At 71.1% G+C, this 22,657-nt stretch carries 24 protein-coding genes; 11 read left to right on the top strand and 13 right to left on the bottom strand.

Translation table 11 applies throughout. The features are described from left to right. The first annotated feature begins 103 nt into the window (after positions 1 to 103). The 3 genes from SAVERM_RS15690 to SAVERM_RS15680 are packed head-to-tail and all read left to right on the top strand — an operon-like array spanning position 104 to position 3,545. The gene (locus tag SAVERM_RS15690; RefSeq protein WP_010984451.1) at positions 104 to 1,093 is read left to right on the top strand and encodes a carbohydrate ABC transporter permease; all 990 of its coding nucleotides are present in this window, start codon (positions 104 to 106) and stop codon (positions 1,091 to 1,093) included. Continuing rightward, on the top strand, positions 1,090 to 1,932 hold the full coding sequence (locus SAVERM_RS15685; protein ID WP_010984450.1) for a carbohydrate ABC transporter permease: 843 nt from the start codon (positions 1,090 to 1,092) through the stop codon (positions 1,930 to 1,932). The genes SAVERM_RS15690 and SAVERM_RS15685 overlap by 4 nt, the downstream gene beginning before the upstream one ends. An 8-nt stretch (positions 1,933 to 1,940) precedes the next feature. Then, positions 1,941 to 3,545, top strand: a complete 1,605-nt coding sequence (locus SAVERM_RS15680) for a glycoside hydrolase family 3 protein (protein ID WP_010984449.1) — start codon at positions 1,941 to 1,943, stop codon at positions 3,543 to 3,545. Positions 3,546 to 3,637: 92 nt separating this feature from the next. On the opposite strand, the gene nagB is transcribed toward SAVERM_RS15680, so the two are convergent. Further along, on the bottom strand, positions 3,638 to 4,423 hold the full coding sequence (nagB, locus tag SAVERM_RS15675) for a glucosamine-6-phosphate deaminase (RefSeq protein WP_010984448.1): 786 nt from the start codon (positions 4,421 to 4,423) through the stop codon (positions 3,638 to 3,640). Between the two features lie 561 nt (positions 4,424 to 4,984). On the opposite strand from nagB, the gene SAVERM_RS15670 reads away from it, so the two are divergent. Next, positions 4,985 to 6,451, top strand: a complete 1,467-nt coding sequence (locus SAVERM_RS15670) for a sensor histidine kinase (protein WP_037648999.1) — start codon at positions 4,985 to 4,987, stop codon at positions 6,449 to 6,451. Positions 6,452 to 6,699: 248 nt separating this feature from the next. Here the strand turns inward: SAVERM_RS15670 and SAVERM_RS15665 are convergent, their stop codons facing one another. Next, a complete protein-coding gene (locus SAVERM_RS15665; RefSeq protein WP_006380970.1) occupies positions 6,700 to 6,957 on the bottom strand; it encodes a WhiB family transcriptional regulator in 258 nt (85 codons plus the stop codon). 319 nt (positions 6,958 to 7,276) lie between these two features. Continuing rightward, the gene (locus SAVERM_RS15660; protein WP_010984446.1) at positions 7,277 to 8,245 is read right to left on the bottom strand and encodes a diacylglycerol/lipid kinase family protein; all 969 of its coding nucleotides are present in this window, start codon (positions 8,243 to 8,245) and stop codon (positions 7,277 to 7,279) included. Between the two features lie 137 nt (positions 8,246 to 8,382). On the opposite strand from SAVERM_RS15660, the gene SAVERM_RS15655 reads away from it, so the two are divergent. Continuing rightward, on the top strand, positions 8,383 to 8,832 hold the full coding sequence (locus SAVERM_RS15655) for a hypothetical protein (protein WP_037648996.1): 450 nt from the start codon (positions 8,383 to 8,385) through the stop codon (positions 8,830 to 8,832). Between the two features lie 53 nt (positions 8,833 to 8,885). On the opposite strand, the gene SAVERM_RS15650 is transcribed toward SAVERM_RS15655, so the two are convergent. The 3 genes from SAVERM_RS15650 to SAVERM_RS40095 all read right to left on the bottom strand — a co-directional run bounded on the left by SAVERM_RS15650 (position 8,886) and on the right by SAVERM_RS40095 (position 11,004). After that, on the bottom strand, positions 8,886 to 10,061 hold the full coding sequence (locus SAVERM_RS15650; RefSeq protein ID WP_010984444.1) for an RNA polymerase sigma factor SigF: 1,176 nt from the start codon (positions 10,059 to 10,061) through the stop codon (positions 8,886 to 8,888). Then, positions 10,058 to 10,471, bottom strand: coding sequence for an ATP-binding protein (locus SAVERM_RS15645; protein ID WP_010984443.1), 414 nt, complete (start codon positions 10,469 to 10,471; stop codon positions 10,058 to 10,060). The genes SAVERM_RS15650 and SAVERM_RS15645 overlap by 4 nt, the downstream gene beginning before the upstream one ends. 272 nt (positions 10,472 to 10,743) lie before the next feature. Beyond that, positions 10,744 to 11,004 (bottom strand): UBP-type zinc finger domain-containing protein, encoded by a 261-nt coding sequence (locus SAVERM_RS40095; protein WP_010984442.1) that lies wholly within the window; start codon positions 11,002 to 11,004, stop codon positions 10,744 to 10,746. Between the two features lie 61 nt (positions 11,005 to 11,065). Here SAVERM_RS40095 and SAVERM_RS15640 point away from each other — a divergent pair, with 61 nt between their 5' ends. Beyond that, complete coding sequence (locus SAVERM_RS15640) at positions 11,066 to 12,667, top strand: Na+/H+ antiporter (protein ID WP_010984441.1); 1,602 nt, start codon at positions 11,066 to 11,068, stop codon at positions 12,665 to 12,667. A 6-nt stretch (positions 12,668 to 12,673) separates the two neighbouring features. Here the strand turns inward: SAVERM_RS15640 and SAVERM_RS15635 are convergent, their stop codons facing one another. The 3 genes from SAVERM_RS15635 to SAVERM_RS15625 form a co-directional block, all read right to left on the bottom strand. Further along, positions 12,674 to 13,591 (bottom strand): 1-aminocyclopropane-1-carboxylate deaminase/D-cysteine desulfhydrase, encoded by a 918-nt coding sequence (locus SAVERM_RS15635; RefSeq protein WP_037648994.1) that lies wholly within the window; start codon positions 13,589 to 13,591, stop codon positions 12,674 to 12,676. A 46-nt stretch (positions 13,592 to 13,637) separates the two neighbouring features. Beyond that, positions 13,638 to 14,228, bottom strand: a complete 591-nt coding sequence (locus SAVERM_RS15630; protein ID WP_037648992.1) for an N-acetylmuramoyl-L-alanine amidase — start codon at positions 14,226 to 14,228, stop codon at positions 13,638 to 13,640. A gap of 169 nt (positions 14,229 to 14,397) precedes the next feature. After that, complete coding sequence (locus SAVERM_RS15625) at positions 14,398 to 14,631, bottom strand: hypothetical protein (RefSeq protein WP_037648990.1); 234 nt, start codon at positions 14,629 to 14,631, stop codon at positions 14,398 to 14,400. A 294-nt stretch (positions 14,632 to 14,925) separates the two neighbouring features. Between SAVERM_RS15625 and SAVERM_RS15620 the strand changes: the two genes are divergently transcribed. From SAVERM_RS15620 to SAVERM_RS43055, 5 genes are all read left to right on the top strand, one after another. Beyond that, positions 14,926 to 16,332 carry a family 2B encapsulin nanocompartment shell protein gene (locus SAVERM_RS15620; RefSeq protein ID WP_010984438.1) on the top strand — a complete coding sequence of 469 codons (1,407 nt, stop codon included), beginning with the start codon at positions 14,926 to 14,928 and terminating at the stop codon, positions 16,330 to 16,332. A 136-nt stretch (positions 16,333 to 16,468) separates the two neighbouring features. Beyond that, positions 16,469 to 17,653 carry a family 2 encapsulin nanocompartment cargo protein polyprenyl transferase gene (locus tag SAVERM_RS15615; protein WP_010984437.1) on the top strand — a complete coding sequence of 395 codons (1,185 nt, stop codon included), beginning with the start codon at positions 16,469 to 16,471 and terminating at the stop codon, positions 17,651 to 17,653. 221 nt (positions 17,654 to 17,874) lie between these two features. Then, positions 17,875 to 18,465, top strand: coding sequence for a GNAT family N-acetyltransferase (locus tag SAVERM_RS15610; RefSeq protein ID WP_010984436.1), 591 nt, complete (start codon positions 17,875 to 17,877; stop codon positions 18,463 to 18,465). Between the two features lie 358 nt (positions 18,466 to 18,823). After that, complete coding sequence (locus SAVERM_RS15605; RefSeq protein ID WP_010984434.1) at positions 18,824 to 19,171, top strand: DUF952 domain-containing protein; 348 nt, start codon at positions 18,824 to 18,826, stop codon at positions 19,169 to 19,171. Beyond that, entirely contained in the window at positions 19,168 to 19,458 is a 291-nt protein-coding gene (locus SAVERM_RS43055) for a hypothetical protein (protein ID WP_037648987.1), read from the top strand. The genes SAVERM_RS15605 and SAVERM_RS43055 overlap by 4 nt, the downstream gene beginning before the upstream one ends. A 3-nt stretch (positions 19,459 to 19,461) precedes the next feature. On the opposite strand, the gene SAVERM_RS15595 is transcribed toward SAVERM_RS43055, so the two are convergent. From SAVERM_RS15595 to ptlI, 4 genes are all read right to left on the bottom strand, one after another. Next, positions 19,462 to 20,199 carry a VOC family protein gene (locus tag SAVERM_RS15595; RefSeq protein ID WP_037648985.1) on the bottom strand — a complete coding sequence of 246 codons (738 nt, stop codon included), beginning with the start codon at positions 20,197 to 20,199 and terminating at the stop codon, positions 19,462 to 19,464. A 102-nt stretch (positions 20,200 to 20,301) separates the two neighbouring features. Then, positions 20,302 to 20,736, bottom strand: a complete 435-nt coding sequence (locus tag SAVERM_RS15590) for a VOC family protein (protein ID WP_010984432.1) — start codon at positions 20,734 to 20,736, stop codon at positions 20,302 to 20,304. Next, positions 20,733 to 21,194, bottom strand: a complete 462-nt coding sequence (locus SAVERM_RS15585) for a helix-turn-helix transcriptional regulator (RefSeq protein WP_010984431.1) — start codon at positions 21,192 to 21,194, stop codon at positions 20,733 to 20,735. Before SAVERM_RS15585 ends, SAVERM_RS15590 begins: the two co-directional genes overlap by 4 nt. A gap of 59 nt (positions 21,195 to 21,253) precedes the next feature. Continuing rightward, complete coding sequence (gene ptlI / locus SAVERM_RS15580; protein ID WP_010984430.1) at positions 21,254 to 22,603, bottom strand: pentalenene oxygenase; 1,350 nt, start codon at positions 22,601 to 22,603, stop codon at positions 21,254 to 21,256. Between the last annotated feature and the right edge of the window lie 54 nt (positions 22,604 to 22,657).

Here is a 22,657-nt window from a genome sequence, read left to right as displayed (position 1 = left end):
GCCCTGTCGGGGACGGGGCCCCGCTCCTCGTACGACCACGGGGCGCGGCCGGCCGAGGGGCCCTGCTCCCCGTACGACCTGAGGGACCGCTGAGGAGCGCGCGATGAGTGCCGCAGACACGACCACCCCCGCCAAGGTGCCGCCACCTCGGCAGGCACCCCCGCCACCCGCCGTCCCACGGAAGCCGGGCAGAACGCGGACCTCGAAGGACACCGCCGTCCCCTGGGCCCTGCTGGCGCCCTGCCTGCTGATCCTCGCGCTGGTCCTCGGCTATCCGCTCGTGCGCCTGGTCACCCTCTCCTTCCAGAAGTTCGGCCAATCCCAGCTCTGGGGCTTCCAGCCGCCCGAGTCCGTCGGCTTCGACAACTTCTCCCTGGTGCTCGGTGACGGCGAGTTCTGGGCGGTCGTCGTCCGCACGATCGTCTTCGCGGGCGGCTCGGTCGTCTTCACCATGGTCGTCGGCATGCTGATCGCACTGCTGCTCCAGCGGGTCTCCGGCTGGGTGAAGACGCTCGTCAACATCGTGCTCGTGGCCAGCTGGGGCATGCCGATCATCGTGGCCACCACGGTCTTCAAGTGGCTCTTCGACTCCGACTACGGCGTCTTCAACGCGCTGCTCAGCAAGCTCCCGGGCGTCGACCTCATCGGCCACAACTGGTTCGCCAGCGGTCCGCAGGGCCTCGCCGTGATCATGCTGCTGGTGGTCTGGGGCGCCGTGCCGTTCGTCGTCATCACCCTCAGCGCGGGCCTCACCCAGGTGCCTGCTGAGCTGGAGGAAGCGGCCCGCCTCGACGGAGCGGGCGCGTGGGGCGTCTTCCGCTATGTCACGCTCCCCATCCTCAAGCCGATCATCGTGATGCTCACGACCCTCTCGGTCATCTGGGACATGGGCGTCTTCCCGCAGGTCTTCGTGATGCGCGGCGGCCACCCCGAGGCCGAGTTCCAGCTGCTCACCACCTACTCGTACGACAAGGCGTTCGTGGTCAACGACTACGGGCAGGGCTCGGCGATCGCGCTGCTCACCGTGCTGTTGCTGCTCGGCGTCGTCGCCGTCTACATGCGCCAGATGCTGAAGATCGGAGAGGTCGAATGAGCGCCATCGCCGTTTCGGGGCGTCGCAGGTCAAGGCTCGGCTGGAACCTGCTCGGCCTGCTCGTCTTCGTCACCGCGGGCTTCCCCGTCTACTGGATGCTCAACACGGCGTTCAAGCCCGCGAAGGACGCCATCGACCCGGACCCCAGCCTGCTGCCCACGAGCCCGACCCTGGACAACTTCCACCGGGCCCTCGACATCGCCGACTTCTGGGGCCCGGTCGGCCGCAGTCTGATCGTGTCCCTGTCCGTCGTCGTGATCGGCGTCGTGGTCGGCATGCTCGCGGCACTGGCGATCTCCCGCTTCGCCTTCCGCGGCCGGAAGATCGTGATCGTGGGCATCCTGGCGGTCCAGATGGTCCCCCTGGTCGCCATGATCATCCCGGTCTTCCTCCTCCTGAACGACCTGGGCCAGTACGACAAGCTCACGGGCCTGATCCTCACGTACCTGACCTTCATCCTCCCCTTCACGGTGTGGACGCTGCGCGGCTTCATCGTCAACATCCCGAAGGAGCTGGAGGAGGCGGCCATGGTCGACGGGTGCTCCCGCACGGGCGCCTTCATCCGCGTGGTCTTCCCCCTCCTCGCCCCCGGCATGGTCGCCACCTCGGTCTACGGCTTCATCCAGGCCTGGAACGAGTACCTCTACGCCCTGATGCTGATGAGCCAGGAGAACCAGACCGCCACCGTCTGGCTCGGCAACTTCACCACCAAGCACGGCACCGAGTACGCCCCGATGATGGCCGGTTCCACGCTGATGGCCGTGCCGATCGTCGTGCTCTTCCTCCTCGTTCAGCGCAAGATGGCCGCGGGCCTCACCGCGGGCGCCGTGAAGGGATAACGCCCCCGATGACGACACTCGCCAGTGGTACCGACACCCTGACGCGCGACGCCCTCACCGTCCTCCAGCCCGGCTTCACCGGGACCAGCGCTCCGGACTGGCTGCTGCGCCGCCTGGGCGAAGGCCTCGCCTCGGTCGGACTGTTCGGCCGGAACATCGCCTCGCCCGCGCAACTGGGCCGGCTGACCGCCCAGTTGCGCGCGGAACGCGACGACGTCCTGGTGGCGATCGACGAGGAGGGCGGCGACGTCACGCGCCTGGAGGTGCGGACGGGATCCTCCTTCCCGGGCAATCACGCGCTGGGCGCCGTGGACGACGTCGCGCTGACCCGGGAGGTGGCCTTCGAACTCGGCCGCCGGCTCGCGGAATGCGGCGTCAATCTCAACTGGGCGCCCTCCGCGGACGTGAACTCCAACCCCGGCAACCCCGTCATCGGCGTCCGCTCCTTCGGCGCCGACACGGACCTGGTGGCCCGGCACACGGCCGCCTACGTCACCGGCCTCCAGGCGGCGGGCGTCGCCGCCTGCACCAAACACTTCCCCGGCCACGGAGACACGGCGGTCGACTCCCACCACGCGCTGCCGCGCATCGACGTGGACGCATCGGTCCTGCACGCGCGGGAGCTGGCGCCCTTCCGGGCCGCCATCGCCGCCGGTTCACGCGCGGTGATGAGCGCGCACATCCTGGTCCCCGCCCTCGACCCGGACCGCCCCGCCACCCTGTCCCGCCGCGTCCTCACCGGCCTGCTCCGCGAGGAGCTGGGCTACCAGGGCCTCATCGTCACGGACGGCATGGAGATGCAGGCCATCGCGGGAACGTACGGCATCGAACGGGGCAGCGTCCTCGCCATCGCGGCCGGTGCGGACGCGATCTGCGTGGGTGGCGGCCTCGCGGACGACGAGACGGTACGCCGACTGCGCGACGCCCTGGTCTCGGCGGTGCGCTCGGGCGAACTGGCCGAGGAACGCCTGGCGGACGCGGCGGAACGGGTACGGGCACTGGCCCGGTGGACGGCTTCGGCGTCGGTTTCAGCTCAGGCGTCGGCGGCAGCTTCGGGTTCGGCTCCGGAAGCGGCTTCGGATGCGGCTTCGGCTCCGGGGGGAGTGTCCACCGGCATGGGGGCCGGCGCCGGTCCCGGTTCCGGCGCCGGACATGACATCGGGCTGGTCGCCGCCCGGCGCGCGCTCACGGTGACGTGCTCCGAGGCGTACGAGCCGGTGGGTGAACCTCCCTTCGTCGCCGTCCTCACCCCGGTGGCGAACATCGCGGTCGGTGACGAGACCCCGTGGGGCGTGGCCGCGGAGCTGGCGCGTCTGCTGCCCGGTACGGAGACGGGCAGCTTCGCCGGCGGGGAGGGCGGGAACGGCGAGGACACAGCACCCGCCGCGCTGACCGCCGCGGGCGACCGGCGCATCGTGGCCGTCGTCCGCGACGAACACCGCCATGCCTGGATGGCCTCGGCCCTCGACGCCCTGCTCGCCGCCCGGCCCGACACGATCGTGGTCGAGATGGGCGTCCCCCAGGCCACGCCCCGCGGCGCCCTCCACATCGCGACGCACGGCGCGGCACGGGTCTGCGGCCGGGCGGCGGCGGAGATCATCGCGGGCCACTGAGCCCACGCTTCTCGCCCCGGTCTCTCCCCGGTCGTGCGAAGGCGCCGGTCCCCCTGCCAGGGCCCGGCGCCTTCGCACGACCACCGGCCGGGCTAGATCCCCTGCCAGTCGGGCTTACCGGCGTAGGTGTGCCGGAAGTAGTCCGCCAGCTTCAGCTTGGAGGCGGCCGCGTCGTCCACGACGACGGTCGCGTGCGGGTGGAGCTGAAGCGCCGACGCGGGGCACACGGCGGCCACGGGTCCCTCCACGGTCGCCGCCACCGCGTCCGCCTTGCCCTCGCCCGTCGCCAGCAGCACCAGGTGGCGCGCCTCCAGGATCGTGCCGATGCCCTGCGTGATCACGTGGTGCGGCACCTGCTCGATGTCGCCGTCGAAGAACCTCGCGTTGTCGACCCGGGTCTGCTCGGTCAGCGTCTTGATCCGCGTGCGCGAGGCGAGCGAGGAGCACGGCTCGTTGAACCCGATGTGCCCGTCGGTCCCGATCCCGAGCAGCTGGAGATCGACCCCGCCGGCCGCGGCGAGCGCCTTGTCGTACGCCTCGCACGCACCCTGTACGTCCTCGGCCGTGCCGTCCGGCCCCATGAACGCGTCCATACCGAGCCCGAGTGGTTCGAGCACCTCCCGCCGCAGCACCGACCGGTACGACTCGGGATGCTCGGCCGGCAGCCCCACGTATTCGTCGAGCTGGGCGATCCGCGCCCGCGAGGCGTCCACCGCACCGGACTTCACCTGGGCGGCCAGCGCCTCGTAGATGGGCAGCGGGGTCGAGCCGGTGGCCACGCCGAGCAGGGCCTCGGGCTTGCGTCCGAGCAGCTGAGCCATGGCCTCGGCGATGAGCTCGCCGCCCGCCCTGGCGTCCGGGACGATGACAACTTCCACGCTGGGCCTGCCGATCTGAAGAGGGGGACTCAACTGGGACCCGTAGGAGCATATGTGGTTTAGACCAATCTAGCAGAGCTGTTTCCGCCGGGTGCGGTGAACAAAACCGGCCCCGGCCATGCCCCGAGGGGGCTACGCTGCGTCCGAGCCTTCGGCGGTTGTGGGGCAAGCCGATGTGGGACAGGCGGATGTTGGATAAAGAGACAACAACAAACATCCACCAACGCATGGACATGGGCGCGTGGACGAAGGACCATGGACTCAGGACCGTGGTCTAGTCCACAATGTGCAAGTAAAATAAGTAAAGCCACATACCTCCGTCTTCCCCGCACAGGAAGGCGGATCGAGGAACCGGCGCTCTCTGCCCTGACTGCTCCGGGTCCTCATCCATCGGCCGACCGGGACCGCACACCCCACGGCCGTTGCTGCTCCGGGCTGCGGTGCCGGGAGGGTTGAGGGTCCCTCTCAGGCGCCGCGGCCCGCGGGTGTTTCCGGGCCCGCGCCGCCCGCCGATTTCGGGCCATGTCCGAACCCCCGGGTACGCTCGCAGATGTGCCCTCCATGAACGAACTCGTACGCCAGCACACGGCCCTCGACGACTCCGACCTCGAGTGGTTGCACATGCTGGTCTCGGAGTGGCAGCTGCTCTCCGACCTCTCCTTCGCCGACCTCGTCCTCTGGGTCCCCACACGCGACGGCACCCGCTATGTGTCCGTCGCCCAGATGCGCCCCAACACCGGCCCCACCTCGTACCAGGACGACATGGTCGGCCACCTCGTCCCGCGCGGCCGCCGACCCCTGCTGGACGCGGCTCTGGACGAGGGCCGGATCGTGCGCGAGGGCGACCCCGAGTGGCGCGAAGAGGTCCCCGTACGGGTCGAGTCCATTCCCGTCCGCAGGGAAGGGCGCGTCCTCGGTGTGATCGCCCGCAACACCAACCTCCTGACGGTGCGCACCCCGAGCCGGCTGGAGCTGACGTACCTCCAGAGCGCCTCCGACCTCGCCCAGATGATCGCGGCGGGCTCCTTCCCGTTCCCCGACCAGCAGGTCGACATGGACGCCTCGCCGCGGGTCGGCGACGGACTGATCCGGCTCGACGGGGACGGCATCGTCCAGTACGCCTCACCGAACGCGCTGTCGGCGTACCACCGCCTCGGCCTCGCCGCCGACCTCGTCGGCCACCACCTGGGCAAGACCAGCGCCGAGCTCGCCCCGTCCCGGGGACCGGTGGACGAGGCGCTGGCCAAGGTCGCGAGCGGCTGGGCGCCCCGCGAGTTCGAGATCGAGGGCGAGGACGGGGTCATCCAGCTGCGCGCGATCCCGCTCAAGCCCAAGGGCACCCGCATCGGTTCGCTCGTGCTGCTCCGGGACGTCACGGAACTGCGGCGCCGCGAGCGGGAGTTGATAACGAAGGACGCGACCATCCGGGAGATCCACCACCGGGTGAAGAACAACCTCCAGACGGTCGCGGCCCTTCTGCGGCTCCAGGCCCGGCGCATCGACTCCGACAGCGGCCGCGAAGCCCTGGAGGAGGCCGTGCGCCGGGTCGGTTCGATCGCGATCGTGCACGAGACGCTCTCGCAGAACCTGGACGAGCGGGTGGAGTTCGACGAGATCGCCGACCGCGTGCTCGCCATGGTCGCCGAGATCTCGCCGGGCAAGGTGACGGGGCGGCGCAGCGGCCGCTTCGGAATCCTGGACGCCGAGGTCGCCACCCCGCTGTCGATGGTCCTCACCGAAGTCCTCCAGAACGCGCTGGAGCACGGCTTCCGCGAGGGCGACCGCGGCACGGTCGAGGTCTCGGCGGTCCGCGGCGGCACCACGAAGGAGGCGCGCCTCCTGGTCACCGTCCAGGACGACGGCGTCGGCCTGCCCGAGGGCTTCGACCCGCACCGCTCGGGCAACCTGGGCCTGCAGATCGTACGGACCCTGGTGGAGGGCGAGTTGGGCGGCACCTTCGACATGGTCCCGGCCCCGGAGCGCGGTACGCAGGTGATCCTCGACATCCCCGTACGGGCGCACAAGTAGGGCCGTACGGGGAAAAGCGGATCGATCGCACCCGCGAAGACCAGCGAAGAACAGGGAAGACCAGCGAAGAACGGCGAGAACGGCGAAGAACGGCGAAGAACAGCAATGAACCCCGGACCAGTTGATGGTCCGGGGTTCACCGTGCTCGTGCTATGCGCATCGGGGGTACTGCGCGCTGCGGCTCGGGGGCGGGAGATGCGTACGCGCTGTACGCGCCGCCAAGCTCAGGCTCGTTGCGGGGTGGGGCGTCAGGCGGTGGCCTGACGGGCCCGGTTGCGGGCGGCGCGGCGCTTCATGGCGCGACGCTCGTCCTCGCTGAGGCCACCCCAGACACCCGAGTCCTGGCCGGACTCGAGCGCCCACTGCAGGCACTGCTCCATGACGGGGCAGCGGCGGCAGACGGCCTTGGCTTCCTCGATCTGCAGCAGCGCAGGACCGGTGTTGCCGATGGGGAAGAAGAGCTCGGGGTCTTCCTCGCGGCAAACGGCGTTGTGACGCCAGTCCATGGCTGCTACCTCTCCTTGGTATTACATTCAGGTTGCTTGTGAATGTGAACGCTTTCACGAATCCCTCAACAAGTGAAGGGCCGATCGTCAGACGGACTGACGTGGTCCTTTGGATTGAGGAGGGGTTCTGGCTCTCTGTGGAGGCCGGTGTTGCGGGCCGTCTCGATCGCCACGTAGAGACTCGCAAACCTCAGCGGCGGATACAACCCCTTCCGGAAAGTTTTTTTTGATTCCTCGGTGTCGACTAGGTCACAGCCGTACTTCCATGGGGTGGACCGTGGTCTAAACGTTCGAGTGAAAGGAGTTTGGCTCGTTCCGCTCACACAATCACACGCAGTGCACGGCGTACGCCTGTGAACGTCACGCTCGTACGGAGCCCGAGGTGGTCGCCGTCCATCTGGAGGGGTAGGGGCGCCTTCGAATGCAAGGTGAAGTCGGTCAGGTCGTGCAGCGATACGGCGTGTTTGCCATGGGGTCCGCGCTCGGGGGACGAAGTGAGCAACTGGGTCGCATACCGGGCAACCGAGGCCGTCGACATGCGGCTGAGGCCGAGTATGTCGAGCCCGGTATCGAACGAGGCCTTAGGTGACGCGTACACCGGACGATTGCCGAGAAACGTCCAGGGTGAGGTGTTGCAGATGAGGGACAGGACCAGATCCGTGACCGGGGCCGCGCCGGGTCGCTCCAGCGTGATCGTTCCGTGCCTGCGGTGAGGTTCGTCCAAAAACTGGCGTATGGCCTGGCGCAAATACAGGCTGTGCGTGGAGCGCCTGCCGCGCTCGCGGTGTTGTTCGACCCGGCCGACCACACCCGCGTCGAAGCCGAGACCCGCGTTGAAGGTGAACCAGCGGGACGGGACCGCCTCGTCCTCCGTGCCCGGGGTGCCGGCGGCCAGGCCGAGGCCGACGGTGCGCTCACGCTTCTCGCGCAGCGCGTCGAGCAGGGCGCCGGTGGCCTCCACGGCGTCGTTGGGCAGGCCGAGGGCGCGTGCGAAGACGTTGGTGGAGCCGCCGGGGACCACGGCGAGGCGGGGGAGGTGCTCCGGATCGGGGCCGCGGTGCAGCAGGCCGTTCACGACCTCGTTGACCGTGCCGTCGCCGCCGAGCGCCACGACCAGCTCGATGTCCTCGCTGTCCGCCGCCTGCCGGCCGAGGTCCCGGGCGTGTCCGCGGTACTCGGTGGTGACCGCCTCGAGTTTCATCTCGCTCGCCAGAGCGTGGATCAAGACGTCACGGGTACGTGCGCTTGTGGTGGTTGCCGCCGGATTGACCACGAGAAGTGCACGCATGCGATGCAGGGTACCTACTGGGCGGTACTCGGCCCAGGCCGAGGTAGAGATCGGGTAAGAGTTCGAGGCGTGGCCTTGGGCACAGTGGAGGTGCCCGGGAGGGAGGGAGGCCAGTGGCCGACGGCTACCCTGCAGGGGTGAGTGCTGAGCAGAACCGCGTCCCGGACACCTCCGACGCCGAGCCCCGTCCCGGGCGGCTGACCGCCGCGGCGGCGCTGGCCGCGCTGGAGGGGCTCGCGCTGGCCGCGGGCGGTGTCTGGATGCTCGTACGAGGCGTCACGGGTGACCCGGACGACCGGCAGCAGGCCGTCACCGGCGGCATCACGCTGCTCGTGCTCGCGCTGCTGCCCCTGCTGGCGGCGCGCGGGCTGCTGCTGCGGCGCGGCTGGAGCCGGGGCCCGGCGATCATCACCCAGATCATGGCGCTGCCCGTGGCCTACAGCCTGCTCCAGGCCGACAGCATCGCCATCCCCGCGGGAATCGCGCTCGCGGCCGTCGCGGTCACGGCTCTGGTGCTGCTCGTGAACCCGGCCACGACCCGGGCGCTCGGTATCCGGAGGCCCGGGAACGTGCAGGACGAGAAGTAGCGACGCGTGCGGGGTGGGGCCGGAGCGGGCGGAGACGCTGGGCGCTTCCCGGCTCACTCCTCGACGAGCAGCTTCTCCCGCAGCTGGGCCAGGGTGCGGGCCAGCAGACGCGAGACGTGCATCTGTGAGATGCCGACCTCCTGCGCGATCTGCGACTGCGTCATGTTGCCGAAGAAACGCAGCAGCAGGATCCGCTTCTCCCGCGGCGGGAGGTCCTCGAGCAGCGGCTTGAGCGACTCCCGGTACTCGACGCCCTCCAGCGCCTCGTCCTCCGCGCCCAGCGTGTCCGCGACCGCCGGGGACTCGTCGTCCGTGTCGGGGACGTCCAGGGACAGCGTGGAGTACGCGTTCGCGGACTCCAGGCCCTCCAGGACCTCCTCCTCCGAGATGGCCAGCTTCTCGGCCAGCTCGTGCACCGTCGGCGAGCGGCCGTGCTGCTGGGACAGCTCCGCCGTGGCCGTCGTCAGGGCGAGGCGCAGCTCCTGGAGTCGGCGCGGCACACGGACCGCCCAGCCCTTGTCGCGGAAGTGCCGCTTGATCTCGCCGACTACGGTCGGGGTCGCGTACGTCGAGAACTCGACGCCGCGCTCCGGGTCGAAGCGGTCGACCGACTTGATGAGACCGATGGTGGCGACCTGGGTGAGGTCGTCCAGCGGCTCGCCGCGGTTGCGGAAGCGGCGCGCGAGGTGCTCCACGAGCGGCAGATGCATACGGACCAGCCGGTTGCGCAGCTCCGCGTACTCCGGGCTGCCGTCGGGCAGCATGCGCAGCTCGATGAACAGGGCGCGCGCCCCGCTGCGGTCCTGGGGGTCGTGCTGTGTGCCGCTCGGCACACTCGGCTCAGCGTTTCGCTCGTGCTCGCTCATCGTCCCGCCCGTCACGCGCCGCCCTTTCGAGGACGCTCCACCGGACTCCGTCCGCAGAGCCTCCCCGCGGGCACCCGCTGGATCCCGTCGCCCGTCGACCGGGACGGAGCGCGCCGCGCGCCCGCCCTCGCCGAACGGCTCTTGCTGCTGAGAACCCTCGGCCGCCGCCGAGGAGTGGTCCTCGGGGTGCGGCCGGGCCTGCTCGGGGATGCCGTCGATGCCGTCCGCCGTGCGCCGCGGCCCGCTGGGGCCGCCGCCCCCCAGGCTGTCGGCTCCGATCGAGCAGGGGGCACCCCCGTCCTCGGTGGGAAGTTCCCGTGTGCCGCGCTCTTCGTCCTGCACCGGCCCGTCCCCGTTCCTCACGCCGGCCCGGGTCCCGCGCCGCGCTGTTTGTAGAGGCTGATGGACACAGTCTTGTCGTCGGCGACCGCGGAGGAGACCTTGCCCGCGAGGGCCGACAGAACGGTCCAGGCGAAGGTGTCGCGCGACGGGGCGTGACCGTCCGTGGTCGGAGCGGAGACCGTGACCTCGAGCGAGTCGTCGACAAGCCGGAAGACGCAGCTGAGCACCGAGCCCGGCACGGCCTGCTGGAGCAGGATCGCGCAGGCCTCGTCGACCGCGATGCGCAGGTCCTCGATCTCGTCGAGGGTGAAGTCCAAACGGGCCGCGAGACCGGCTGTGGCCGTACGCAGCACCGACAGGTAGGCACCCGCGGCCGGCAGCCGGACTTCCACGAAGTCCTGGGTCGCGGGCTCGCCGTCGATCTGGGACACCCTCACCTCCAAGGTGGTACAAGCTTTTTCGGGGGCCGAGGGTCGCCCCCCGGGGTAACGCGCTAGGTGGTTCAGCGGTGACGCTACCGCGCTCTCAGGTTTTCTGTCCCCGGGACCCCAACCCCTTGCTGTCACTCATAGTAAACCTATGTATACGCACAGTGGCTAGGGGTCTGCGGGCCCAATTGGGAAGAGCGCGCGCCGGGTTGACGTACCCAGGCGTCAGACGGTCGAACCGTCCGGACCCAGGGTCACACGAGTACGGCCCGTAGTCACACGAGGACATGATCGACGAAGCACCAGCGCCAGCTTTCGCCGGGCTCGAAGGTTCGCATCACGGGGTGCCCGGTTTCCTTGTGGTGCTCCGTCGCGTGGCGCCGCGGCGACGAATCGCAGCAGCCCACGTGTCCGCACACCAGACACAGCCGTAGTTGCACCGGGTGCGTGCCGGTGGCCAGGCACTCCGGGCAGGTTTCGCTCAGAGGTTCGGGCTCCGGGTGCGGCAGCGCGTCGGCGTGCGTGCACTGTTTCATGATTGCCAGGTTACGACGGGTGTGCGGGAAGCCGCGCGAAAAAGAGGGCGGGCGGAAGACGATGGACGTATTGCCACTGCTGTTGCTGGTCGCGGGCAGCGCCGCGGTCGCCGGAGCCGCACGCCGTACGCCCGTACCCGCACCGCTGCTGCTCGTCGCTGCGGGCCTGATCGCCTCGTACATCCCCGGGGTGCCCGAGTACACCCTCGACCCGGAGGTGGTGCTTCCGCTGGTGCTGCCTCCGCTGCTGTACACGGCCGCCAGCGACAGCTCGTACCTCGATCTGCGCGCGCAACTGCGACCGGTGGCGCTGCTGTCCATCGGCTACGTCCTCTTCGCGACCCTGGTCGTGGGCTGGGCCGCGTATCTGCTCGTGCCGGGCCTGCCGCTGCCCGCGGCGCTGGTGCTCGGCGCGGTGGTCGCGCCGCCGGACGCGGTCGCGGCGACGGCGGTGGCGCGGCGGGTGGGGCTGCCCTCGCGGATCACCACGATCCTCCAGGGCGAGTCCCTGGTGAACGACGCGACCGCGATCACCGCCTACAAGGTGGCCCTCGCCGCCGCGGTCGGCGAGGGTGCGACCTGGGCGCACGGGGTGGGCGAGTTCCTGCTGGCGGCGGTCGGCGGCGTGGCGGTCGGGCTGCTGCTGATGGTGCCGCTGCACTGGCTGCGCACGCACCTGAAGGAGGCGCTGCTGCAGAACACGCTCTCCCTGCTGATCCCGTTCGTCGCGTACGGGCTCGCCGAGTGGGCGCACGCCTCCGGAGTGCTCGCCGTTGTCGTCGTCGCCCTCTACCTCGGGCATCGCAACTACGAGGTCGACTTCGCCACCCGGCTCCAGGAGGAGGCGGTGTGGAAGATGGTCGCGTTCGTCCTGGAGTCGGCGGTGTTCGCGCTGATCGGCCTGCAACTGCAGGTCGTGCTGAAGGGGCTCGGGGAGTACCGGGGCGTCGACGCCGCCTGGTACGCGGTGGCCGTCTTCCTGGTGGTGGTCCTCGCGCGGTTCGTGTGGGTGTATCCGGCGACCTTCCTGCCACGCCTGCTCTCCGCGCGCATCCGGGAACGCGAGGAGAACCCCACCTGGAAGGCGCCGTTCATCATCGGCTGGGCGGGCATGCGGGGCGTGGTCTCGCTCGCCATCGCCTTCTCGATCCCGCTGACCGTCCACGGGCAAGGGAAAGGTCCCTTTCCCGGCCGCAACCTCATCCTCTTCCTGACCTTCACGACCGTGATCGGCACGCTGGTCGTGCAGGGCCTGACCCTGCCCCCGCTGATCCGTCTGCTGAGACTCCCGGGGCGCGACGCGCAGGCCGAGACGCTCGCGGAGGCCAATGCCCAGGCCCAGGCCTCCCGGGTCGCCGAGCTGCGGCTGAACGACCTCCTCGACGACGAGCGCAACGCTCTGCCGCCGCCCCTGGCCGACCGGCTCCGTGACGTCCTGGAACGGCGGCGCAACGCGGTCTGGGAGCGGCTCGGCGCGGTGAACCCGGTGACCGGGGAGTCCGTCGACGACACCTACCGGCGCCTGTCGCGCGAGATGATCGCCGCCGAACGCTCGGTCTTCGTGAGGCTGCGCAACGGCCGTTACATCGACGACGAGATGCTGCGCACGCTGCTCAGACGCCTGGACCTGGAGGAGGCGGCGGCCTTTCGGGAGGCGACCTGAGCCGCCTCAGCCGAGCGGCCGTCCGGTGATGACGGCCGCGACGGTCGTGCCGCGGGCGAACCCGCCCTCTTCGGCCAGGGCGACAAGTCCGTACAGCATCTTGGCGACATAGAGACGTTCCACCGGCAGTCCGTGTCGCCGCTCGAAGTCCGCCGCGAACGCGTGGAGGCCGGGAGAGGTACGGGCGTAGCCGCCGAAGTGGAAGCGGTCGTCCAGGGACCAGGCGCCCTGGCGGCCGCCGAACGCCCGCTCCTGGAGCGCGGTGACCTCGGCGGTCAGGAAGTCGCCCTTGAGGACCGGGACGCCCAGCGCCCGCTGGCCGGGGCCGAGGCCGGCGGCCAGGCCCGCGAGCGTGCCGCCGGTGCCGCAGGCGAGGGCGACGACGTCGGCGTGCCCGCGCAGCTCCTCGCCGAGGGCGCGGCAGCCGCGTACGGCAGGGGAGTTGCTGCCGCCTTCGGGCACGACGTACGCGTCCTCGGCGGCCACCGCGCGCAGGATCGCGGCCAGCGTCCCCGGTTCGGTCTTGCGGCGGTACGTCGACCGGTCCACGAAGTGCAGCCGCATGCCGTCGGCCGCGCACCGGGTGAGGGAGGGGTTCAGCGGACGGTCGGCCAGCTCCTGGCCGCGGACCACGCCGATCGTGGCCAGCCCCAGGAGGCGGCCCGCGGCGGCCGTCGCTCGCAGGTGGTTCGAGTACGCACCGCCGAAGGTGACGAGCGGGCGGCCCGCCGCGGCCCGGAGGTTCGGCGCGAGCTTGCGCCACTTGTTGCCGATGAGGTCCGGGTGGATCAGGTCGTCCCGCTTGAGCAGGAGCCGGACCCCGTGCCGTGCGAAGCGCTCGTCGTCGACCGCCTGCACCGGCGACGGCAGGCGCGGTCGCAGGGCGGCGAGGTCGAGCGCTTCGGGGACGTCGGGGCCGGTCACCCCACCATTGTCGGACACCTGTGCGGAGGGGGCCGCCCGGCCGCCGTCACTTCAGACGGTCGCGGATCCGCTCCCGCAGCCAGGTCATCGTGAAGCCTCTCGGGTCCACCTTGCCCGGCTGCCACTCCAGATGGCCGATGACCGAGCGCTCCGACCAGCCGTGATGGCGGCAGATGGCGGCCGAGACCTTCTCGATCGCCTCCAGCTGGGCGTCCGGCCAGGGGTCCGTGCCGTCGCCCAGGTTCTCGCACTCGAAGCCGTAGAAGTGGCGGTTGCCGTCGGTGTTCGCCTCGTTGTCCGGCGGGAGGGCCTTCTCGGCGATCACGGCGCGCAGCACGTCGTCGTCGCCCAGACCCGCGTGGTTGGCGCGGCCGTAGCCGACCAGGTGGACGACGCCGTCCTTGGTGATGACCCCGTGGCACAGCGGCCCCGGCAGCCCCTCGTAGCCGTCGCGGCAGAGCTCGACGGTGTGTTCGCTGCCCGAGGTGACGGTGTGATGGATCATCACACCGTGGACCGGCCCCCAGGGGCCCTTGTGATTGCGGTTGTGATGCTCCCAGTCGCCGACCTCGACGACGGTGACGCCTTCCTCTCTGAGCCGGTCCAGGAAACTGCCCGCGGACATGGGTGGGGCCATGACCGCCTCCTTAGCGCTGCGCGACGGCCGCCCGTCGCGACCGCCTCGTACCGAGGCTTGTACCCGGAACGCGACTGGGCGGCCCACTCGTTCGCACAGCGTGCGAGCCGATTCGGCCGACCCTGCCGACTCGGCGGTCCGGGCGGGACGGGCAGGTTCTGTCGTGCCGTCAGGAGTGGAGGAAAGCGTCTCCGTTCACCGCGATGTGGCTCTCCAGGGCCTGGAGAGCCTGCTGGGTCGCCCCGGGGGAGCCGCTGCCGCGTCGCTCCGCGTAATACGCGGCGCCCAGTTTCTTGAGCAAATCACCGCCGGCGCGCTGTGCCTGCACCTCGTCCAGCTTCTGCCGGCCCTGGGTGAGGCCCCGTTGCGCCTGTTCCTTCGCGCGGTCCAGGAAGCCTGCCATCGCTGTCTCCCGTCCTCGTCCTTGTACCTGTCCTCGTACGCGCACTTGTGTCGTCGAGGGATGAAACGGACGGCCGGATCTTGAAGTTCCCCAGCGCACCAGTTCGACGGCTCGACGGCTCGACGGCTCGACGGCTCGACGGCTCGACGGCCCGACGGCCCGACGGCCCGACCGGGTCCACCAGTGTGCCCAGTGCGCCAGTGATCCATTCCCGCTCATTCGTGTAATAGCACCGACACGCTCCGTGCTGGAGGCTTGTCCGTGCATCAGCGCATGATCGGGAGGGCAATTTTCATGTCGGTAGGCGAAGAGGTCCGCGCGGAGCAGGGCAGGCCCCAGCAGAGTCTCGGCACATCGGCCGCGCGGAACCTGGCCACGACCACCAAGTCCGCACCCCAGATGCAGGAGATCAGCTCACGTTGGCTGCTGCGCATGCTGCCGTGGGTGAACGTGCAGGGTGGCACGTACCGAGTAAACCGCCGGCTCAGTTACTCCGTGGGCGACGGCCGTGTCACCTTCGTGAAGACCGGTGACCGTGTGCAGGTCATTCCCGCGGAGCTCGGCGAACTGACGCTGCTGCGGACGTACGAGGACCAGGAGGTGCTCGGCGAGCTCGCCCAGCGCTGCGAGCAGCGGGAGTTCGCACCGGGGGAGGTGCTCGCCTCGTTCGGCAGCCGGGCCGACGAGGTCTTTTTGCTCGCGCACGGCAAGGTCGAGAAGGTGGGCACGGGCCCGTACGGCGACGACGCGGTACTCGGAGTCCTCGCCGACGGCGCGTACTTCGGCGAGCAGGCGCTGATCGACCCGGAGGCCATCTGGGAGTACACGGCACGCGCGGTCACCGCCTGCACCGTGCTCACCCTGCCCCGCCGGGACGTCGACCAGGTCGCCGAGCGCGCCGAGTCCCTGCGCGACCACCTCCAGCAGGCCCGCGCGATCCCCGAGCAGCGCACCAACAAGTACGGCGAGAAGGAGATCGACCTTGCGGCAGGCCACACCGGAGAGCCGGACATCCCCGGAACCTTCGTGGACTACGAGGCCACGCCGCGCGAGTACGAACTGAGCATCGCCCAGACCGTGCTGCGCCTGCACACGCGCGTGGCCGACCTCTACAACCAGCCCATGAACCAGACCGAGCAGCAACTCAGGCTCACCGTCGAGGCGTTGAAGGAGCGCCAGGAGCACGAACTCATCAACAACAGGGAGTTCGGGCTGCTCAACAACTGCGAGTACGACCAGCGGCTCCAGCCGCACGACGGTGTGCCAGGCCCCGACGACCTGGACGAACTCCTCAGCCGCAGGCGCGGATCCAAGCTGTTCCTCGCCCACCCGCGCGCGATCTCCGCGTTCGGCCGCGAGTGCAACCGGCGCGGGCTCGTCCCCGAGAGCGTCGAGATCGCGGGCAACCGCATCCCCACCTGGCGCGGGGTGCCGATCTTCCCGTGCAACAAGATCCCGGTCAGCGACACCCGTACCACCTCGATCATCTGCATGCGTACGGGCGAGGACGAGCAGGGCGTCGTCGGACTCCAGCAGGCGGGCATCCCGGACGAGATCGAGCCGAGCCTGTCGGTGCGCTTCATGGGCATCAACGAGCAGGCGATCATCTCCTACCTGGTCACGGCCTACTACTCGGCCGCGGTGCTCGTGCCCGACGCCCTCGGCATCCTGGAGAACGTCGAGATCGGCCGCTGGCGGTGACCTTCCGCACGAGCGGCGTGTCGTGTACCCGCCCGGCAGGGCGGGTACACCCCAGGGGTATGCGCGCGGCGGCAGCGGAAGCGTCATCGTCCGGGGACTCTCCGAGGTGGTCACATGGGTGAGTTGAGGTGGTCGCATGGGTGAGTTCCTGACGGAGGCGAAGCAGAGCCCGGCCGAGGTGCTCGAAAGGCGGAGCCCCGCGGGCCCCGCCGGCCGGCGAGGCCCGCTCCCGGCTCCGTCCACCGGGCGGCAGGCGCCGGCCGCGAGTCCGCCCACCGATCCGCAGGGCCCGGCGGCCCAGCTCGACGGGCAGGAAGCCGCGGGGATCCTGGAGCGTGCCCGGGCCTCGGTCGACCCCGAGCTGCGCCGGGCCGTCGACTCGCTGCCGGGGTCCATGCGCCGGATCGCGCTCCACCACTTCGGCTGGGAGCACGCGGACGGCACCCCGGCGGCAGGCAACGCGGGCAAGGCGATCCGCCCCGCGCTCGTGCTGGCCGCGGTCCGGGCGCTCGGCGGACCGCAGTCCTCCGCCGTTCGGGCCGCCGCGGCGGTGGAGCTGATCCACAACTTCACCCTGCTGCACGACGACGTCATGGACCGGGACACCACCCGCAGGCACCGCCCCACCGCGTGGACCGTGTTCGGCGACGCCGACGCGATCCTCGCCGGGGACGCACTTCAGGCCCTGGCCCACCGGCTGCTCGCCGAGGACCCGCACCCGGCGTCCGCGGCGGCCGCCGCCCGGCTCGCGGCCTGTGTCATCGAACTGTGCGCGGGGCAGCACGCGGACACGGCGATGGAGCGGCGCGGCCCGGGTGAGGTCACCCTCGACGAGTGCCTCGCCATGGCCGAGGCCAAGACGGGCGCGCTGCTCGGCTGCGCCTGTGCGCTGGGGGCGTTGTACGCGGGGGCGGAGGAGGAGGACGTCGAGGCGCTGGACGCGTTCGGCCGGGAGGCCGGGCTCGCCTTCCAGCTCATCGACGACGTGATCGGGATCTGGGGGGACCCGAGCCGAACCGGCAAGCCGGCCGGGGCGGACCTGATGGCCCGCAAGAAGTCCCTGCCCGTGGTGGCCGCGCTCGCCGCGGGCACTCCGGCGGCGGCGGAACTCGCCGAGCTGTACGCGGTTCCGCACCAGGAAGGGGAGCTGGAGCGCACGGTCCTGGCCGTCGAGCGGGCCGGCGGCCGCGACTGGGCCCAGCAGCAGGCCGCCGACCGGATGGCCCGGGCGATGCACGAGCTGTCCCGGGCGATTCCGGACCCGGAGGCGGCGGGCGGCCTGCTCGCCCTCGCCGAGTTCGTGACCCGGCGCAGCAACTGAAGCGGCCGACGGCCCCCGCAAGACCCCGGAGCCTTCGGGCCATGCGGCTCCTGACCCCGCACGGCACCCGGAGGCTCCGGCCGGGGCGGGTCCCGCGCATCCCCACGGTGCGCGGGGCCCGTCCCCTCATACCGCCCCGCGCGCACACCGACTACGCTGCAACGGCCGTGTCGGCTGCAACAGCCGTACGGACAGGGCTGGTTGAGGTGAAGGGGCGGGACATGGGCGTGGCGATCCGGACGGCGGGCGAGGGCGATCGCGAGGCGGTCGTCCGGCTTCTGGACGAGGCCTTCCAGCACGACCCGGTGAGCAGCTGGGTCTTCCCCGGCGAGGCGTACCGCCGGGCCACGCACCACCGGCTGATGGCGGCCTTCACCGACATCGTGCTCGGCGAGGGGCGCGTCGACCTCACCGAGGACGGCACCGCGTGCGCGCTGTGGCTGTCCCTGCCCGCCGACGCGCACGACGAGGAGGACGGCCCGGCCCGGCTGCGGGAGGCCGTCGACCCGGACAACGACCGTGTCGAGCTGATCGGCCGGCTGACGAGCGGGATCCATCCGTCGGGCCGGGCCCACGCGTACCTGTGGATGATCGCCGTGGCCCCCGGCCGCCAGGGCGAGGGCCTCGGCACGGCGCTCATGCAGCCCGTCCTCGACCGCTGCGACCGCGCGGGCCTGCCCGCCTATCTGGAGGCCAGCAGCGCCCGCAGCCGCAAGCTCTACGAACGCCTCGGCTTCGTCTCCACGACCCCCGCGCTCGACCTGCCGGACGGCCCGCGGATGTGGCCGATGTGGCGGGAGCCCCGGAGCTAGTCCGCGGCGGGAAGGCGCCGGACCCCGTACCGCAATACCCTGAGGACATGGGCAGCGATGAGTATGCGTGTCCCTCGTGCGGACAGCCTGTCGGCACGGTCGTGCGGCGCCACAAGACGCTCGGCGCCTTCGTCCCCGTGTGGGGACCCGCCCCGTGCCGGAATCCCCGGTGCACGGCGTACGTACCCGGAGGCGGGGCGGCGGCGGAACGCCCTGGGCCGCCCGAAGCGCCACCAGAAGCGCCGGCCGCGAAGGCGCCATGACGCATGAGGTACCTGGTCATCATGAGGTACCTGGTCACGGTGCGGGGCGGTTGACGCAGGCGCGGGCGGCCCGGCGCAGGCCTTAGCGTTACGCCATGTCCGAACCCCTTCTGCACCTTACCGAGCGCTCCCTGTGGGACGCCGCCCGCGACCGTGGCACGTACGAGATGGCGACGCGCGGCCGCACCCTCCAGGAGGAGGGCTTCATTCACTGCTCGCTGCGGCATCAGCTCCCCGGCGTGGCAGCGCTCCTGTACGGATCCCGCGCCGGGTCCGACGAGCTGGTGGTGCTGGTCGTGGACGCGGAGCGGCTCGCGGCGCCCGTGCGGTACGAGGCCGTGGGGCCCGGCGGCGAGGAGTTCCCGCACGTCTACGGGCCGATTCCGGTGTCGGCCGTCGTGGACGTGGAGGTCTGGACGGGCGGCGAAGCGGCTTCGGCGTGAGCGGGGTGGAGGGAGGACCGGGGGAGGACGACGGGCGCGCGGCCCCGCAGCGGGGACGGCGACGCGTCTGGCGCTGGGCCATCGGCGTGTGGGCGGCGGCCGTGCTCGTGGGCGGCGGGCTCACGCTCTGGCTCCAGGACTCGACGGAGCCGCCGCCTCCGACAGGCTGGGAGCCCGCCCCGGCACCGCTGCTGTCCGCGGACGTCCGCGACCACCCGCCGTGCCCGGGTGCGTCCGACGGGCAGGCGGTGCTGTGTGTGTACGCGACGGCTGACCCGGACCGGTAGGGACTAGGCCGGCAGGCTGCCCGTTTCCGGGTCGCGGGCCGTCAGGCAGTACGTTCCGCCCGCGGGGTCGCGCAGCACCGTCCACCGGGCGCCGCGGGCGACGAGCGTGGCGCCCAGCTCCTCGTGCCGGACCCGTGTCGCCTCGATGTCCGCGCAGGCGAGGTCGAGGTGGGCGGAGGTGGGGCGATCGGTGCCCAGGCGCTGGAGGAGAATACGGATCGGCAGCCCCTCGGGCGGCCTGACCAGGTGGAACTCCGGGAGGGCGCCGGGGTGGGAGGTCCAGCCGGTGAGGTCGCTCCAGAACGCGACGTCGAGGTCGTACACCGCCGGGGCGAGGTCGATGCACAGCTGGTCGAGGCGGCTGCCCTCGACGACGGGCGGCCGCGCCGACTCGCCGTGCCAGGGGACCGCGCAGAACAACTGGCCGCCGGGGGAGCGCAGTACGGCCCACCCCGGATGCTCGGCGACGACCTCGGCGCCGAGCCGCCGCGCCGCCCCGACGAGCGCCGGCACGTTTGCGACGGCGAGGTCGAGGTGGGCGCCCCCGGTACCGTCCCGCACCCCCTGCGCCTTCACGCACGCGTCGCCCGCCCCCGGCAGCAGCGACACGAACTCGCCCTGGTCGCCGCGGGATTCGGACCGCTCGGTCGCCGTGACGGCGGTCCAGAAGTCAACGGCCCGGACGAACTCCGCCGCGGGCCGGTCGACGAAGGCGTACGCCCAACGGATCGGTTCACTCATGGATCGCTCCCTGCCGGGCCGGACGGGGGCCATGGCCCCCCACCGTGTACATGGCCTCGTACCGTCTCCCGCCCGGCCCGCCCGCGCAACGAGGTTTCCGCGTCAGGCGGCGGAGCGCTGCTTGAAGCGCAGGAGGTTGCCCGCCGGATCGCGGAAGGCGCAGTCGCGCACGCCGTACGGCTGGTCCATGGGCTCTTGCAGGACCTCGGCGCCGGACGCCTCGACGCGGGCGAACAGGGCGTCGCAGTCCGGCGTCGAGAAGATGACCCCCCGCAGCATGCCCTTGGCCAGCAGCTCGGCCATCGCCTGCCGGTCCGCTTCGGACGCGTCCGGGTTCGCCCCCGGCGGCTCCAGGACGATCTCCACGTCCGGCTGGAGCGGCGAGCCGACCGTCACCCAGCGCATGCCCTCGAAGCCCACGTCGTTGCGGACCTCCAGGCCGAGGACGTCACGGTAGAACGCGAGTGCCTTGTCGTGGTCGTCGACGGCGATGAAGCACTGCGAGAGCATCACGCCCGGATCGGTGTCCATGTTCATGAGGTCACGCTAGGCCCTGTCGTCCATGTCCCGCCTGCCGTATCTGCCCGCCCGTACACGGGGCGGCCCCGTCTCGGGCGGGTGAGGCCCTTCGCCACGCACGGCGGGATGGGTGCCCCGTGTTCGTGCGACCGCGCCCGGTACGCGCTCGGCGTCTCGCCCACCAGCTCCGTGAAGCGCGAACTGAACGAGCCCAGCGAGGTGCACCCCACGGCCAGACAGACCTCCGTCACCGTCAGGTCGCCCCGCCGCAGCAGCGCCTTCGCCCGCTCGATCCGCCGCGTCATCAGATAGCTGTACGGCGTCTCGCCGAAGGCCGCCCGGAAGCTGCGCTGGAAGTGGCCCGGCGACATCAGCGCCGTCCGCGCGAGCGCCGCTATGTCCAGCTGCTCGGCGTACTCGCGGTCCATCCGGTCGCGCGCCTTCCGCAACCTGACCAGGTCCTCCAGATTCGCCATGCCATCAGGATGGCACGGGGCACCGACAACGCCCCGGCACGAGCCGCGTCGTCTCCCGGCTACTGACCCGGCGTACGGGCCGTCAGCCGCAGGCGCAGGCGGCGCGGGTGGTACACGGTGGCCAGGGCGACGGGCCGGACGTCCGCGTCGGGCTCCACGGTGACCCGCCACTGGCTCAGCATCGTGGCGAGCGCGAGGGTGGCCTCGGTCCGCGCGAACAGGTCGCCGATGCACTTGCGCGCGCCGGTGCCGAACGCCGTGAACGCCTGCCGGGCGACGGCCGAGGTGCGGTCGGGCAGCCAGCGGTCGGGGTCGAACCGGGACGCGTCGTCGTAGGCCTCCGAGTGACGCTGCACGGAGGAGGGGCTGAAGACGATGGTGGTGCCCTCGGGCAGGCGCACCCCCGCGAGGTCGACGTCCGACGCGGTGAGCCGGGTGAAGATCCAGGCCGGCGGATACATCCGGAGCGCTTCGGTGATGATCCGGTCCGTCAGGGACAGGCTCGGCAGGTCGTCCCAGTGCGGGGGCTTTCCGTCTAGGACGGTGTCGATCTCCTCGTACAGCCTCGCCTCGATCTCGGGATGCCGGGAGAGCAGATGGAAGATCCAGGTGAGGGTGCCGGCGACCGTCTCGGTTCCGGCCGCCATCACGGTGATGACCTGGTCGTGGATCTCCGTGTCGCCCAGCCGTCCGCCGTCCTCGTCACGGGACGCCAGCAGCGCGGACAGCAGGTCGTCGCGCTGGGTGTCGTCCCGCCGGTACTCGGTGATCAGGTCCTGCACGGTGTCGTGCAGGAAGCGCAGGTTGTTGCGGTAGCGGAGGTTGGCCGGGGTCGGCAGCCGCCGCAGGGAGTGGGGCAGGAACATCTGGCGGAAGAGCCCGTTGAGTACGGTGTCAAAGGCCTGTTCGACGCGCTGTGCCAGTTCCTCGGTGACCGGGGTGGAGTACAGCGTGCGGGCCACGGTGCGCAGCGCCATCCCGTACAGCTCGGGGAAGGCGTCGATGACCGTGCCGTCGTGCCACCGCGCCGCCGTGGCGTCGATCTCCGCGCGCATCGCCGTGGAGTACCGCTCCAGCTGCGTGCGCTGGAAGGCCGACTGCATCAGGCGCCGCTGCCTGCGGTGGTCGCGGTAGGGGCAGGTGACAAGACCGTTGCCGGCGATGTCCCGGGCGCGGTCGTAGAACACTCCTCCCTTGTCGAAGACGCGGTCGTTGGTCAGTACCTGCCGCAGCAGCTCGGGGTGGCAGGGCACATAGGCGGACGTCGGGCCAATGCGTATCTTCACCAGGTCGCCGTGCGCGGACAGCGAGGACATGAAGTGCAGGGGGCGGCGCATCATCTGCCAGGCGTGCCCCACTACGGGCACGGCCCCGGGGGCCGTTCCGGCGACGAAGGTGTGCTGGGACATCGGAATCCTCGACTTCCTCGATTGCTGGCTCCGTGCGCTGGTCAACTCCTGGGC

This window comes from Streptomyces avermitilis MA-4680 = NBRC 14893, assembly GCF_000009765.2.
In the GTDB taxonomy this organism is placed as follows: Bacteria; Actinomycetota; Actinomycetes; order Streptomycetales; family Streptomycetaceae; genus Streptomyces; species Streptomyces avermitilis.
Note: the sequence above shows the minus strand (reverse complement) of the source record. Positions and strands in the feature narration are given on the sequence as shown.